The 15,316-nt window shown below is 42.1% G+C and carries 13 protein-coding genes; 2 read left to right on the forward strand and 11 right to left on the reverse strand.

Annotation, left to right across the window (positions count from 1 at the left end; genetic code table 11):
- The 7 genes from NE535_RS03115 to NE535_RS03145 form a co-directional block, all read right to left on the reverse strand.
- On the reverse strand, positions 1-317 hold a 317-nt coding region (locus tag NE535_RS03115; RefSeq protein WP_261297241.1), incomplete at its 3' end, for a transposase domain-containing protein.
- Between the two features lie 140 nt (positions 318-457).
- A complete protein-coding gene (locus tag NE535_RS03120; protein ID WP_261297242.1) occupies positions 458-3,718 on the reverse strand; it encodes a S41 family peptidase in 3,261 nt (1,086 codons plus the stop codon).
- Positions 3,719-3,910: 192 nt separating this feature from the next.
- Entirely contained in the window at positions 3,911-4,711 is an 801-nt protein-coding gene (locus NE535_RS03125; protein WP_261297243.1) for a hypothetical protein, read from the reverse strand.
- A 2-nt stretch (positions 4,712-4,713) separates the two neighbouring features.
- Complete coding sequence (locus NE535_RS03130; protein ID WP_261297424.1) at positions 4,714-5,256, reverse strand: sigma-70 family RNA polymerase sigma factor; 543 nt, start codon at positions 5,254-5,256, stop codon at positions 4,714-4,716.
- A 118-nt stretch (positions 5,257-5,374) separates the two neighbouring features.
- Positions 5,375-7,228, reverse strand: coding sequence for a vWA domain-containing protein (locus NE535_RS03135; RefSeq protein WP_261297244.1), 1,854 nt, complete (start codon positions 7,226-7,228; stop codon positions 5,375-5,377).
- 74 nt (positions 7,229-7,302) lie between these two features.
- A complete protein-coding gene (locus NE535_RS03140; RefSeq protein WP_261297245.1) occupies positions 7,303-8,196 on the reverse strand; it encodes a hypothetical protein in 894 nt (297 codons plus the stop codon).
- 83 nt (positions 8,197-8,279) lie between these two features.
- A complete protein-coding gene (locus NE535_RS03145) occupies positions 8,280-9,113 on the reverse strand; it encodes a hypothetical protein (RefSeq protein ID WP_261297246.1) in 834 nt (277 codons plus the stop codon).
- Between the two features lie 402 nt (positions 9,114-9,515).
- Between NE535_RS03145 and purE the strand changes: the two genes are divergently transcribed.
- Together purE and purK are read left to right on the forward strand one after the other, a co-directional pair.
- A complete protein-coding gene (purE, locus tag NE535_RS03150) occupies positions 9,516-10,007 on the forward strand; it encodes a 5-(carboxyamino)imidazole ribonucleotide mutase (RefSeq protein ID WP_261297247.1) in 492 nt (163 codons plus the stop codon).
- The gene (purK, locus tag NE535_RS03155) at positions 10,007-11,089 is read left to right on the forward strand and encodes a 5-(carboxyamino)imidazole ribonucleotide synthase (RefSeq protein ID WP_261297248.1); all 1,083 of its coding nucleotides are present in this window, start codon (positions 10,007-10,009) and stop codon (positions 11,087-11,089) included. The genes purE and purK overlap by 1 nt, the downstream gene beginning before the upstream one ends.
- Before the next feature lie 83 nt (positions 11,090-11,172).
- Here the strand turns inward: purK and NE535_RS03160 are convergent, their stop codons facing one another.
- The 4 genes from NE535_RS03160 to gshA all read right to left on the reverse strand — a co-directional run bounded on the left by NE535_RS03160 (position 11,173) and on the right by gshA (position 15,311).
- Positions 11,173-12,351, reverse strand: a complete 1,179-nt coding sequence (locus NE535_RS03160; RefSeq protein ID WP_261297249.1) for a methyl-accepting chemotaxis protein — start codon at positions 12,349-12,351, stop codon at positions 11,173-11,175.
- A gap of 180 nt (positions 12,352-12,531) precedes the next feature.
- A complete protein-coding gene (locus NE535_RS03165; protein ID WP_261297250.1) occupies positions 12,532-13,149 on the reverse strand; it encodes a transglycosylase SLT domain-containing protein in 618 nt (205 codons plus the stop codon).
- A gap of 62 nt (positions 13,150-13,211) precedes the next feature.
- Positions 13,212-13,667 (reverse strand): hypothetical protein, encoded by a 456-nt coding sequence (locus NE535_RS03170; RefSeq protein WP_261297251.1) that lies wholly within the window; start codon positions 13,665-13,667, stop codon positions 13,212-13,214.
- An 18-nt stretch (positions 13,668-13,685) separates the two neighbouring features.
- Entirely contained in the window at positions 13,686-15,311 is a 1,626-nt protein-coding gene (gene gshA / locus NE535_RS03175; protein ID WP_261297252.1) for a glutamate--cysteine ligase, read from the reverse strand.
- Positions 15,312-15,316: the final 5 nt, after the last annotated feature.

The following is a 15,316-nucleotide window of genomic DNA, read 5'->3' on the forward strand; positions in this document are numbered from 1 at the left end:
ATTGGAGCTTCACCTAAGCGTCGTCGGCAATCCGTCAATACACTCGGTGCTACGCGAGACCAGGTGGAATCTCCAGATTGAAGTGCTATATCCATAGAGCTACAGACTTCTTTGATGGACTGGTTACGTATTAATCCCATCCAAAGCACTAGCCAGACTGCCTGCTGCGCAGGCAGACGGCGATTACGGATACTCGCCTTGTTAGCTGAAAGGAGTGATTGTTCGATCCACTTTGAATCAATAGCCTCCATTACAGAACCATAAGACCCACTTTCTTCAACAGACTCATGAACTAATTCAAGCTCTTGCTCAAACATAAAAAATCCCCACCAGAATACTGGTAGGGATTATCATTCATCTTCAAGATCGGTCAAGTGCCCTTAAACGATCGGCATTGCATCTGTGATGGGGCTGTAAATGATAAAGTCGACGCTATCTAACCATATGTTTCGGCTGATTAATTAGCGTGAATATCATCTGCTTTACCGGTTTTAGGTAATGGTTGCGCTTTTAATGGTTGATAAGGACTTTGCACTAGCTGTTCTTTCAAATAGCTGATGGCTTTTTCTAATTGCGCATCGTCACCTTGATAAGTGGCATGGGGTAAGTTACTCACCTCAATATCAGGTTCAACACCATGGCCTTCAACCACCCAGCGGCCATCCATCGCATATTGTGGGAATTCTGCCACGCGTGCCATACCATTATCCGTCACACTGTTACGCCCCGATAACCACACACCTGCCCCAGCAGTTTGTTTACCTATTAATGGCGCAATACCTAGGGCTTTAATCCCTGCTGAAAAGGTTTCACCGTCTGAGTAAGTCATTTGATCGGCTAATACCACCAATTTTCCACGGAAGGTTTGCTGCATATTGGTATTGGCACTGCCATGGGTTGGTTGCCAAAATGCCCACGCTTTACGCAGCAGTTTCTCAATAATCCAGCTATCAATGTTGCCGCCGCGATTACGTCTTACGTCAATAATCAAGCCTGGCTTGTCATAGTTGGTGTAAAACTCACGGGCAAAGCTTTCAATATCGCCTGCGCCCATCGCATATAAATGTAAATACCCAAACTCCCCTTTTGACGCCTCACTCACTTTAGTTTGATTGTGATGTACCCAGTCTAAATAGCGTAACTTGGCATCGGTTGCGGTATTGGTGGGCAATACCACGGTTTGATGCTGATCACGACCACGTTCTAACGTAAGCAATACTTGCTTATTAGCTTGATTACGCAATAGCTGAGTCACATCGCCCAAGTGGCTTACGGGTTTACCATTTATCGCTTTGATTATGTCGCCCACTTTGGCATCAACATCAATACGCGCCAGTGGCGATGCTTGGCTAGGTAGCTCTGGGTCATTTTGATAAATATGTGCTATTTCAACGCCTTTGGTGGTCAGGTTTAAGCGCCCGCCTAATGAGGCTGATTTAGCGGCATCTTTGTCCTGCGGTATATCACCACCGCGCACTTGCGAATGCAGCGAGTCGAGCTCACCCATCATTTGCTCAAAGATGTCGTTAAGTTCATTTCTGTCGGTGAGTCGTTGCAATAACGGTTGATATTTAGCTTTGGTTGCTTGCCAATCAAGTCCACGCATTTGAGTATCAAAAAACTGTCCACGATGCATCAACCAGGCATCTTCAAAGATTTGTTGCCACTCTTGCATCGGTGATATCCGCAGTTGCCATTGCTCTGTTTTCACCCTAGCTTGACTCACATCAGCGGGTAATTTTTCTCCTGCAGCTACAATTAACAACTCTTTAGGATTACTTTGCTTACGCAGCATGATGGTCGCGTTATCATTGGCGAGGGTAAAGTCAGCAATATCGTCAGCAAACACCTCCGCTTTAGGGGCAATGTTATCAAACTTAATCCACTTCAATGCACTTTTATCATTAACGCTATCAACCACATACAAACCTGTGGAAGATTGTTGCAAGCGATTATAATTACCAGCCTCAACAGGTACTTGCCATAAGCGTTGCGCTAACCCCTGCCAATCAAGCTTAGTTTTAGCTTTTTCTACCTTGTCGTCTTGGTTTGCGGCGGTTAATTCTGTTGTTTTGGCAAACGGAAATTGTGCTTTGCTATTCAGTGCTAACGCAAAAATCTGCGTGCGTTTATCAAATACAGGCCCCATGTTTCTGTCGCCCCAAGGTGAGCTTGGAGTGGCTTTAAAGTCGCGGTTAGACAGAAAATATAACCAATCACCATCATGACTAAAGCTAGGCGAAAATGACTCATATTTATCAGAGGTCAAGGTTTGCGCTTTTGCCTGAGTAACTGAATACAAGACAATTTGAGGACGCTGTTTACCTATTTCGGCTTTCGTGAGAGCAATAAATTTACTGTCTGGAGACCAAACAATATCCTGATAAGGCCCTAAACCCTCGCCATCGGCGGCTATTTTTATGTTTTTATTATTCGCTAAATCAAGTAGCCACACATTGCCCATATAGTCATCATGGGCTAAATAACGGCCATTAGGTGACTGACTTAGACTGGTGCGCAGTGTTTTGCCGTCTTTTGTTAGCTGTTTAGCGCCGTCAGTGCCGTCGGCCGGAAATTGCCAAATTTCCTGCTCTCCCGATGCATCACTAATGCCGTATACCCACTGACCATCGGTGCTTAATATGGCATCCCGTACGCGTGTATCTGCTGCTGAAGCAATTTGAATCAGACGGCGATCATCTTTATTGGCAATAGCGACATGGCTACGAGCGGTGATAACCACTTGATCGCCTTTTGGGCTTAAACGGGTTGAGGTGGCAAACTCCATTGGGTCATTCACCCAATGTTCACGGCGATGTGGAAAGTCACTACTTAAATCAACATCAACAACTGATTCTTGATTGCTAGCAAGGTCGAAAAGCTTGATGTCAGCCCCTTGTTGAAACACGACTTTACCTTGATGTAATTTTGCATCCCTAATTTGCCAATCGGTATATTGACTGTGCTGCTTAATATCGTCGCCCGTTAATGAGATTGACCAGATATTGTCATTGCCCGAAGCATCACTGATAAAAAACACTCTTTGTTGCCATAACATTGGCTGACGAACTGACCCCGGGTGCTGTAAGGTTAACTGTTTGGCTTCTTTATCACTGCCTAATTGATAACGCCAAATCTCTCCTTTGGCACCACCACGATACACTTTGGCATTGTCGCCACTGGCTTGAAGACCAAATTGGGTAAAGTAAACATATTCGCCTTTGGCATCAATGGTGCCCTCTATCGCATCCGCAAGCGGTAAATCGGTCACCACTAACGTGTCTGGGTTAATGGTTTTCAGTACCCAGTAATTCGCCGGACCAAAAGCGTTATCGGTTGAATAAACAATATCCCCAGTTGCCGTCCAGCCTTGTAGGCGCACTCGGGAGTTTTCAAAACTGACTCTTTTTGCCACGCCGCCGGCCATAGGCATGACATAAACTTCTGTCGCACCTTCATAATTGGCGGTATAAGCTAAGCGCTGACCATCGTGTGAAATACTCGCCTCGGTTTCTTCTGCCGCTTGAGTCGTTAAACGGCTAGCAACTTTACTGTTGAGCTGGGTTTTCCATAAATCTCCCTCAGCGGTAAACACTAAGGTATTGTCATGTAATGCTGGGGCGCGGTAATAGCCATTATTGGCATAGGCCACCGTTGAAAATGCACTAACACAACCCAGTGCAACCATGTAGCTTAATACTGAACGACGAAGTTTCATCACGAGCCATTTTCCCTTTTATGTTGTTATTGGCAGTAAAGTTACCAGAATGTGATATTTTTGAAAGCGTCAAAGTGTAACCAATGACAACGGTTATGTTTGTCATCTTGATATCCTGACGGCACCGACAAGTTTAATGGCAAATAAAAAGACCAAGCCGAGGCTTGGTCTTTTTCAACTGAATATCCTAATTTAACGTGCGGTCAGTTGCTGTTTAATTAACTGATAATCACTATTTAACGGGTGTTTAGGATCATTAAGTTCAGGAAATCTTTGCTCCATGCTTAACAAATAACGCTCGGCTTGAGGCCATTGCTGCGAGGCTACTAACTGATTCAGTGTCTCCATCGCTTTTTCGGCCGTATCAAGCGTGATCAACTCTGCTTGTTTTGAAAATGACTGTTTCGACTCAAACGTCATGCTGTCACGGCTTGATGGCTTCAGATCTGACATCAACGATTTTGACGCTGAATTATCACTTTGTTGCTTTTGCTGCTCAGCCGCTAACTGGGTATTGTTTTGACTACTTTGTGCTGACATTACTGCGGGCTGCATTTCAGACGGATTAACCGCCTTGGCCGCGCGCAAGTTGCTATCCGCCTGAATGATGTCATCAGCACTGACATTGCTTGTAGCGGGTAATGGCGCTTGCATCAAAGACATCGGCGTGTGGGGTTCATCAGGTACCGCCATCTGAGCAGGATCAGAATGTTGTTGCATTGGCATCATCATAAACAAGCCGGCCACAATCGCAACCGATGCCGCTGTCGATAATTGCCAGCGATACTGCTGCCAACCTTTTAGCTCAACAACAGTGGTACTGCCAGCCTTAGCCTGGATATTTTCCGTTTTAGCACGCTGAAGTTCGGCTTGCGCCATTGCTAAAACAGCTTCATCTAATTGTGCCGATGGCTCTTCTTTTACACCATGATGGTATAGCGTTGAAATCTCATCCCGCAAGGCTAAGAAGGCTTCATCATTATCTTTAACCATCTTTATGCCTCCTGAGTTTTTTGGCTGACACATAACTTAATGCTTTGGTAAGCATATCGAATACGACTCTTTGTCGCTTCTAATGTCACTTTGGCAATATCGCTAATGGCTGCGGCGGTTAATCCTAACTCGACATTCAGCAAAAAAGCTTCTTTTTGCACCGCAGGTAATAAATCAATACATCCTTGCAGCATCTTGGCTTGCTGCTGTTGCTGCAATTGTTGGTCTGGCTCAACGTCACTGGCGGCATTAAAGCTGTCCATGGTTTGGTCTTCACCTAAAGCCTGAGTGTCATCTAATGGCTTTACTGCACGAATATGATCAATGATCAGGTTGTGAGCAATTTTGTATAACCAAGTGGTGAATTTTGCACTCACTTGATACGTTGCCACGGCTTTGATCACCTTGCCCCAAACCTCTTGGTATAAATCTTCGGCTAATGTGTTATCACGTAATTGACGAACAAAGTAACGATATAAAGGGCCTTTATGCTTTTTGTATAGCTGTTCAAAAGCACTGAGATCGCCCGCTTGATATGCCAGCATTAACTGCTCATCGGTTGTCGATACACCATTATCGATTTCGGTTGCAACGGCTGCACTTGTATCAGGTTGTAGTGTCATCCACTTTCTCTTTAAATCAATGTGTTGAATTAGGTGGCAATCATTGTCGCTCGCCTTTAATTATCGGTTCAGGCATAGGATAAGCTTCTGCTGCCGCTTTGTGGGGATATTGACGCTCGTCTGCATCATCATAAAAGCCACCACTTTGCGGGGTTCCTTGTGCAACTAATAACTGAGTAGAGCGCATTAATTGTAAAAACTCATGCCGATAACCAAAAGGGTCATCTGCCATTGCCCCTGCGGCTAAGCTAATTAACTTATCATAATCAATATTATGTACATAATGATTATGATTAATCAGTTGACCAAAACCGGCAACTGCAGCGGCAAACCGAAAATCATCACTCGCCTGCTGTAAATTTTTATACTCAATATTGGCTAAAATGGCCTGGCTAATAAGCTGGCTTTTCGATGCGGCTAATTGCCCACCATTGAAAGGCTTATATCGAAGCGATAAAAAAGCAATTTCATCGCTATCAAACGACTGACGATGAGATAAAGCCCCTGGGCGCTTGCCCATTTCAGTCGATTTATAACGTAATGGTGGTTGGGATAATTGTGAATTGTCGTTATACCGTAACTCATACAATGCAGTGACGCTTTGGCCTGCACCAATTTCAGCGGCATCAATTTTATCGTTATTAAAATCTTGACGCTGTAACTGGCGACTTTCATAACCAATTAAGCGATATTCCGCCACAATAGCAGGATTAAATTCGATTTGAATTTTTACATCAGCGGCAATGATATCCAACGTTTGCGATAATTGATCATAAAGCACTTTTCGAGCCTCATTCAGGGTATCAATATACGCATACTGGCCGTGGGCTTTTGCCGCCAGCTCTGCAAGAAGTCCATCATTAAATTGTGCAGTTGAAGCCCCCAGTCCAAAACCGAGTGTTGTTAACCCTATACCACTTAGCCTTTGTTGAGCTACATAGTTGACCAATTCAGTTTGATTGGTCATGCCAAGATTAAAATCACCATCGGTTGCCAACAAAACCTGATTAACCCCATGCTCAATAAAATGTTTTTGAGCTAACTCATATGCTAACGCAAGCCCTTTGCCCCCATTGGTTCCGCCACCAGCGTCGAGGCTATTTAATCCTTGCCTTATTTGCGATAAAGCATTGCCGTTCACACCATCTAATACTTGGCGAACGCCATCGGCATAAACCACTATCGATACTTTATCTTGGGCATTTAATCCTGAACTAAGCAACAATAGCGCTTGTTTTAATAATGGTAATTTGTCGGCCGATGACATAGAACCAGACACATCAATCAAAAACACCAGGTTTCGGGCCTTAATTTGATCTGGCATTAATTGGTAACCTTGCACACCAATGCGAAGCAGTTTTGTATCCTGATTATAGGGTGATGGGGCTAACTCAGTGTGAAGGCTAAAAGGGGCCTCATTGGCATTAGGGATCGGGTAATCGTAATCGAAGTAATTCACTAACTCTTCAACTCGAATGCTATTTTTTTGCGGCAAAAGACCCAGGTTTATTTGTTGCCTAAGCGTGGTATAACTTGCTGTATCCACATCAATGGAAAAAGTAGAAACGGGCGTTTCAGCCGTGACCATATTGCCATTTTGAACATAACGAATAAAACGTCCCTGGTTTTGCGTTGGCGCATCCGTTGTTATCATCGAGCGAGTTAAGCCATGCTTTGATAATGGCTCAGCGGATACCACTGCAGCATCGACTTCAAAACTGTCTTGGGTAAGTGTTTCCGTGGTTTCATTGGCAGATAAACGTGTTTTATGCGCGTCTTCGTTGGCGGTTTGATGCTTACAAGCTGTTAAAACCAGCGCCAAAATAATCAGTCCTAAACGACGATAAGCCGTGAGCAACACAGGTTGCTTCAAAGCATGAGAATGATGTTGCATAAATAACCCTTTATTGAAGACGTTTTAGCTTACAAACGATGTCAATTTAAAAAAGGGTTATAAAATGGCAATTATTATTCTGATTTAAATATTTTATCAAACGCGGGTTTAATTAAGGCTTTTTCATCCTCATCTAAATTACGATTATGCTCGTCGATAAAAGCCTGTATAAAGCTGGGCTTACTCATAACAGCATCAATACTGTCAATCAACTGTCTACCCGTTGGCGTTTTAGAACATGCCATATAACCATAGCTAGGTTGTAATACGCCTTTGATAGGAATGGCATAATGCTCAAATTCCAAACCGATTTTTTGTTTAATAAAACCCACTTCAGCTGAATATTCCAAAATTCCCACGACCCTATCTTTGGCTAACATCTCTAATAGTTTATTAGTTGAGTTCATACCACTACGAAAATAAAAGTACTCAGGATGTTCTGCAATAATCGGGTTAAGGTTATCACCATAGGAGCGGGCAGTAACCACACCAACATTACCTTTCATACTTGGCGGAAGATGTTTAAAGTCAATAATATTAGGGAATAAATGGAGATTCTTTTTTAATACGATAAATCTTAACGGTGGGTAAACAGTAATAGGTTTCTGACTAAAATATGACACCTGCTCACGTTCTGCAGATTTAAATTTATTATACATACAAGCATTGCCTAGCTTGTTTAAGTCACTCCACGAGCGGCTATAACTGGCTTGCTGCTGAGTAAAGTTAAATAAGTTATCTCTGTGGTCGAGTAGAACAGCAAACATACCTAGTGGTTGTGCTTTAGTTAAATCACTTTGGTTACTGTCGGTTTCAGCTAATAAAATGCCTTCTAATGGCGCGGCTTTTACTGGCATGCATAAGATAAAAGCACCGAGAAAGAGTGAGCACACTAAAGATGTCAATTGATTCGATTCGGCCATTTTCAAAACTGAAATAGTGGCTCTTTTCATCGCAGAATAGATCACATAATACTCCTACTAAAAACGGTAATGCTTATCCTTTTGTAAAAATTGCAGTCCTTTAACGAACAACGCCATTCAAACTTAACTTAGTTTGAATGCTCAAAAATCATTATTAACTCATCCCCTAATAATGATTTATCTTCCACTGATGCAAATTCCTGATGAATGCTAATCAACGCCTGCTGAAAAGAAGCCTGACTCATGGCTTTATCAATGGCATTTATCAATTGCAAACCATAGTCGGTTTTAGAGCAAACCATATAGCCTGGTGAAGGCTTACTCACGCCTTTAATTGGAATGCTCTTAATTTCATAGCCAACCCGATGTTCACTAATATAAGCATTCACGGTATCGGCATACTCTATGAAGCCGTCAATGCGATTAAGTGAAAGCATTTCAAGCAATTTTTCTACCGAATTGGGACCATCACGAAAAAACAGCAATTGCTTTTTATTGGCAATTTGTGCGTCGAGCACACCATAAGAGCGGTTTTTAGCGAGCGCATAACGCATTTGTTGTGACGCTTGAATGGATGAAATATCAAAATCGGTCGAATAATGCTTAGCATCTTCACTGCGTACAATTAATCTCAATGGCGGGTATAAGGTAATAGGATACTGGCTAAAATAGCCCATTTCTTCACGGGCTGGTGTTTTGACCTTGTTATACATACATGCATTTTCAAGCTTGGGCATTTCCATCCACCCGCGGGTCATACTCATTTCTTGAAAGGTAAAGGTTAAATCTTGCTGGCTATTTTGTGTCAATAAATCAAGCACGGCCATAGGCTTCATTTGCGTCACATCAATCGAATTGTTAGAAAACTCACCTAATAGAACAGCTTCAAGTTCTGCACTGTTTGCCACAAAAGGCAAAATAGAGATGACTCCTCCTATAATTAGACTGTTAAATGTCGTCATTTTCCGAAACCTTTATCAAGATATTTATTTTTTGATTATTCATGCTCTAAATAATAGTCGACTCATTCTAATCACACACATTATTGAACAAATAACTTAACCTTTCAGAATAACGTACCGTTTACAACGTAATAATGCACTAAATTTATATCTTATAACTAAATAAAATCTAAATTGGTGCACGTTAACTCTAAAAGCGGTTAATTATTATCCATCTCAGTATCCGAATATCTAAACTAAGTGTTAGCCTCACAAAACACTAAACCGCAGCGCAACCCCCTCCAACATGATATTATCTGTCACCTTTTTATCGCCTTATTATTGATGCGATTTCCCCTGTGCTATACAGCATAGAAAATACGCTAAATATACCAATTGAATAAGTACATTAAGGAGTAAACCATGCAAGCTCTTGTTGCTGTTGTTATGGGTTCTAAAAGTGATTGGCCAACAATGGAAGCCGCTGCAGAAATTATGGATAAACTGCAAGTGCCTTATCACGTTGAAGTGGTTTCAGCTCATCGCACTCCAGACAAACTAATGGACTTTGCCAGTACCGCTGCCGACAAAGGCTATAAAGTGATTATTGGTGGCGCAGGTGGCGCGGCTCATTTACCTGGCATGATTGCCTCTAAAACACGTTTACCGGTTTTAGGCGTTCCAGTGCAAAGTAAAGCGTTATCTGGCATGGATAGCTTGTTGTCGATTGTACAAATGCCTAAAGGTATTGCTGTAGGTACTTTGGCGATTGGTACTGCTGGGGCATTTAACGCCGGATTACTTGCAAGCCAAATTTTAGCAACATCAGATACTCAGTTAGCGGCCCGAATTGACGCTTTCCGTGACGAGCAAACTCGTTCAATTTTAGATAATCCAGATCCGAGAGAAGACTAATGAGCCAGCAACATACGGTTTGGGTATTAGGTAATGGCCAATTAGGTGCCATGCTGAGCCACGCAGGGCAACCTTTAGCGATTGACGTTCGTCCTGTCGATATTATGACCCCAAACGGTGATATTTTACCGATTGAAAGTTCACATGTGATCACCGCCGAACGTGAGCAATGGCCAGAATCAAGCACCAGTTTACAACTGAGCCAGCATCCTCACTTTATTAATGGTCCAGTGTTTGGCCGACTAGCCGATCGCTTTACCCAAAAAAGCCTACTGGATGAACTGTCAGTTGCGACAGCGCCTTGGCAATTGGTCAATGACTCAATCAGTGCTGATGAGCTGCACCAAGCATATGGTGATCGAGTATTGTTGAAGCGCCGCACCGGCGGTTATGACGGTAAAGGTCAGCATTGGCTAAAACAAGCGCAATCGACCAGTATCCCAAATGATTGGCGTAACCAAGCTATTGCTGAGCAAGCGATTAATTTTGACGAAGAAGTCTCATTGGTCGGTGTGCGAACTCAAGATGGCAGCTGCTTATTTTACCCGCTAACGCTTAACTTGCATCAAGATGGTATTTTAATGGCTTCTATTGCGCCATTAAGCAGATTAAATCACCTTCAAGCTGAAGCTGAAGCCATGCTTGCAACCATTATGAATGGTCTTGATTACGTTGGCGTGATGGCGATGGAATGTTTTCGCGTTGGCGAACACCTGTTGGTCAATGAATTAGCTCCGCGCGTTCATAACTCTGGCCATTGGACCCAAGCTGGATGTCATATTAATCAGTTTGAATTGCATTTACGCGCGTTATGTAATCTGCCAATCCACACACCACAAGTAAACTTTCAATGTGTCATGGTGAACTTAATTGGTGTCGAAAAAGATGACCGTTGGTTAAGCCTGCAAAATGCGGAATTATTTTGGTATAACAAAGAAGTCCGTCCTGGACGTAAAGTGGGCCATTTAAATCTATCGGTACACGATACCGACGCGTTAAATGCAACCATTAAACAATTAAAATCTTGGATGCCTAGCCAATATCAAGCGCCTCTCGATTGGGTTTTAGCTGAATTTGCTTAAACTTTTTCAGCAGATACATCATGTTTAAGCACTAATAAAAAAGGAGCCATCGGCTCCTTTTTTATTCGTGCTTAAACATGAAATTAAACACAAATTCGACCAAGCACGCGTTCTAGTTTATCTGAGGTTTTACTTTGCGCATTAGCACCTTGTGTCGCTACCCTCAAGCCATGGGAAACATCTTGGCTTAAACGAGAAATTTCATTCGCTCTTTGGTTAATGCTTTCGGTAGAAGATTGTTGCCCTTGAATGCTGTAAGTCATATTGCTAGCCACATTGTCGAGTAAACTGTACGCCTCTTCAATATCTTTAAATGCCTTTGTCACTCGCTGGCATTGTGCAACACTTTGCTGGCTAATTCGCTGACTTTCGCCGATGCCTGTTACCGCATTTTGGGCTTTATGTTGCAGTTGCTCAACAATGGTTTGGATTTCTACCGTTGATTCTTGAGTACGATGTGCCAAAGCTCTGACTTCATCTGCTACAACCGCAAAGCCTCTTCCTTGCTCTCCCGCTCTCGCCGCTTCAATTGCTGCGTTAAGTGCAAGTAAATTAGTTTGTTCGGCAATGCTTTTAATCACCTCTAACACATTACCAATTTTTAAGCTGTCATTGTTAAGCAAGCTTAAATCATTAACCATGCTCTCAATTCCGTTCGCAAAATCTGTCATCGCAGCTTGATTATCGATAGCGTCTTTATTGCCAATTTGCAGCAGTTGATGCACTTCTGCTGAGGTAGATTTTAATTCATCGGCATTACTGGATAACTCATTTGCTGTATGAGCAATCTCTTGTAGCGATAAAGTTATTTGGGCATTTTCTTGAACACTTTTATCAACTGAATTTTCAGCATGATGCATTTGTTCGGTTAGTACCTTGGCTTCTTGTTTAAAGGTTTTGGCATCGATACGAATTTCATCAAGGACCACTTTTAATCCTTCAATAAACTGACTTAATTCGTTAGTAATAGTGGCAAGCTCATCGGTTTGATGATCTTTAAGTGGCGCCTCTGGGGCTTTTTCAGTATTCACCACCAACTGCAAATATTGATGTAATCTAGCCAGGCGAGACTGTAAGTGATGCTGGATGCTCCACAGGCCCACCAGCCACTGACAAACCACTAGACCGATGATTAATCCAATAACCGTTGTTTTACTGATATTGCTATCCAACATACTGACTAACAGTAAAAAGGGAACAACAATAACTAAAATTGGGACTAACAATTTACGGTGAATCGATTTTTCGAAAGAAGTCTGCATTATAATATCCGATCGTATTGTTATTATTGTTGAATTCGACACCGTCTGTAAAAACAAGATTTTACAAATCGGTTACATTGTATCGACACATTAGCGGTAATTTAAAGTAATAAAATTCGATTCAAAAAAATACCACCTTATCTGGTGGTATTATGGCTTGTTGATCGCACTGAGGTGGCCCTAACCAAAAAATAAGCGCCACAACCAAGAAGAATCAAGGTCATCTTTACAGGTATTATATTGTTGAGCATAACGCTTAGCACGGTTATCGACTTTTTGAGCCACAGGCACTAACCACTTTTTGGCTTTATATGAGCCACGCTTATAGCCCCCCCAACCTTCGTGATAGTTCAAATACTGATTTTTCGCATCCCATTTAGACACGCCATTGACTTTATTGGTTTTATAAATAAACCACCCCATAAAATCCATTGCATCATCAAAATCACTGCGACTAGACCAGGAGTTACCCGTTTCTCTTACATAATCATCCCATGTTTGCGTTTTTGCCTGAGCATAACCATAGGCATCGCTTGCCCGTCCCGTGGGAATAAACCCTAAAAAGTATTCCATCGGTGGAGCGGCATTATGCTTAAAAGAACTTTCTTGATACATCATGGCTAAAGGCACATGAACAGGCACGCCCCATTTTTCTCGGGTATTTACCGCTGCTTTATACCAAGAGCGGTTTTCTTTGAAGATGGAGCAAAGGTTTTCGGGTTCAGCAGGTGGAGAGGTTGCACAACCGGACAATACAATGGTGCAGCATAAACTCATAATGTACAGAAACGGTTTCATAACACCTCAATAGCCAATAAAAACAAAAAGTAAGTGTCACATCAATAAACGCATAATGCAATTTAAGGTAGAGGATCTATTTCACATTGATGCGATTCTTGTTGAAATACCACTGGCTGCCAAAAGTCACTGTTACGCCCAACATAGATTTTGTCAGTAAACATTTGTGCACCAATATGGTAACGCTGATCGGCCTCGACATTGACTGTCAGTATTTTTGTGCCGCGCGCAGAAAGTGAGACTTTCAATTCTGGTGAATTAATAAGCTCAACCACTGTGAATTTATGTTCACCCACAGGCAATACATAATTAGGCCTAGAAATAACCGGAACACCATCAAGGTGAGTTACCACGATGCGATAAAGGTATTTTCCAGGATCAGGTTTAAGATAAGCTGATACTGTGCCACATTGATTAGCATTGTCCGATGATGCACAACCCGATATTAAGCCAATAATCACAATTAAGGTGAGTAACACCTTTGCAGAACAAGTATGACCTAAAGTTTTGTCATTCATTCAACAGACAACCATTAATTAGGCTTTGCAGCCGCTGTATAATTCAGGAGAAGCCACTTCGTTAAAGTATTCTTGTAAAAACACATCAAAGTTTGGCATTGATTCCATTTCAATCTGATGTTGCTTGTTAAGTGATAACTCAGCTTCATCTTTATACTGTTGTTCAGTTTCTGGACTTAAGGGGTATGTTGTTAAAAACTCATGGTAGTTATTAGCTAGCTGGCTTACCCATACTCCGTGATCAACGTCTTTGGTGATTATTTCATTCAACACACGGCCTGATAATGTCAGGCTTGGGTCATCAATAGCTGCAGCCCAATGGTTTAAAGCATTTTGATAACCATGTTCATGCTCACCATCTAACAATATCGCTAAACGTGATAAGTCAGCAAACATATGTTTAAGCCATGCCTGTAAACTAATGTCGTCGCCATTTTGCTTTAACATTAATCCCGGTCTACGTCCTTCAAGTACAACGGCTTTTAGATTAGCAGCAATTTCTTTTTCGCCGTGCTCATCGGTTAATGCCGAAGGTGATAACAAACAATAAAGTAAAAACAGATCCAAAAAGCGCACTTGAGTGGCATCAATGCCTACTGGGCTAAATGGATTAACATCTAAAGCACGCACTTCAATATATTCCACTCCGGCTCGCATCAACGCTTGTGAAGGTTTTTCACCGGCTTTAGTGACACGTTTGGCACGGATTGGTGAGTAAAACTCATTTTCAATCTGCAAAATATTGTTATTTAACTGGCGATATTCACCATCGACTTTAACGCCGATTTTTTCAAACTTTTTAGAGGGCATTCTAATTGCAGCTTGAACCCCATCAAGATACTCAGGTAAAGAGTTATAACTGATATTGAGCGTATCTTGCTCTTTATTGGTATAGCCCAAATCACTCATTCGTAGTGATGTGGCGTAAGGTAAATAAAGGGTTCCTTTGCCGGTTTTTTCAAAGTCAAAGTCAATCGTTTGATCTTTGACAAACGAAGAACATAACGCAGGTGATGAACCGAACAAATAAGGCAGCACCCAAACTAATCGGCGATAATTGCGGATCAATCCGAAGTAAGATTCTGAGATAAACTCACAACGGCTTAATGAATCTGAACGCATCTGAGGGTTGTTTGATAATTTGCTATCAAACAAACGCTGCCATAACTCAGCAGAGACAGAAAAATTAAAATGCACCCCTGAAATAATCTGCATTAACGCACCATAACGGTGAGTTAAGCCTTTTCGATAAAGGGTTTTCATCAGGCCATTGTTGGAGGTGCCATATTGTGCAAGCGGAATATTTTTCACATCGCCGACATAACAAGGCATGCTAACGGGCCAAAGTTTCTGGCCATTTAAATTACGAACGGTGTAAGCATGGGTTTGGGTTAACCCTTCCAGTAAAGTATCAATGTTGTTATTAACAGGCGTAATAAACTCAAGAAGTGCTTCGCTGTAATCGGTAGTGATCCTTGAATGTGTTAACGCAGAACCTAACGCTTGAGGATGCAAATCTTGCGCAAGCCGACCACTATCGTCAATACGCAATGCTTCACGTTCTATGCCACGTAACATACCAAGTAAGGCTGTTCGCCCTTCACTGTCGCCTAGTTGGTCGACGATTTCATTGAAAGATTTCAATATAC

The sequence above is a fragment of the Shewanella holmiensis genome, assembly GCF_025370255.1.
Taxonomy (GTDB): domain Bacteria; phylum Pseudomonadota; class Gammaproteobacteria; order Enterobacterales; family Shewanellaceae; genus Shewanella; species Shewanella holmiensis.

Bases quoted from the DNA above. Each gene is read 5' to 3' on its own strand.
- NE535_RS03120 (WP_261297242.1), bottom strand. From the start codon at position 3,718: ATGAAACTTCGTCGTTCAGTATTAAGCTACATGGTTGCACTGGGTTGT.
- NE535_RS03125 (WP_261297243.1), bottom strand. From the start codon at position 4,711: ATGGTTAAAGATAATGATGAAGCCTTCTTAGCCTTGCGGGATGAGATT.
- NE535_RS03130 (WP_261297424.1), bottom strand. From the start codon at position 5,256: ATGCTGGCATATCAAGCGGGCGATCTCAGTGCTTTTGAACAGCTATAC.
- NE535_RS03135 (WP_261297244.1), bottom strand. From the start codon at position 7,228: ATGCAACATCATTCTCATGCTTTGAAGCAACCTGTGTTGCTCACGGCT.
- NE535_RS03145 (WP_261297246.1), bottom strand. From the start codon at position 9,113: ATGACGACATTTAACAGTCTAATTATAGGAGGAGTCATCTCTATTTTG.
- purE (WP_261297247.1), top strand. From the start codon at position 9,516: ATGCAAGCTCTTGTTGCTGTTGTTATGGGTTCTAAAAGTGATTGGCCA.
- purK (WP_261297248.1), top strand. From the start codon at position 10,007: ATGAGCCAGCAACATACGGTTTGGGTATTAGGTAATGGCCAATTAGGT.
- NE535_RS03160 (WP_261297249.1), bottom strand. From the start codon at position 12,351: ATGCAGACTTCTTTCGAAAAATCGATTCACCGTAAATTGTTAGTCCCA.
- NE535_RS03165 (WP_261297250.1), bottom strand. From the start codon at position 13,149: ATGAAACCGTTTCTGTACATTATGAGTTTATGCTGCACCATTGTATTG.
- NE535_RS03170 (WP_261297251.1), bottom strand. From the start codon at position 13,667: ATGAATGACAAAACTTTAGGTCATACTTGTTCTGCAAAGGTGTTACTC.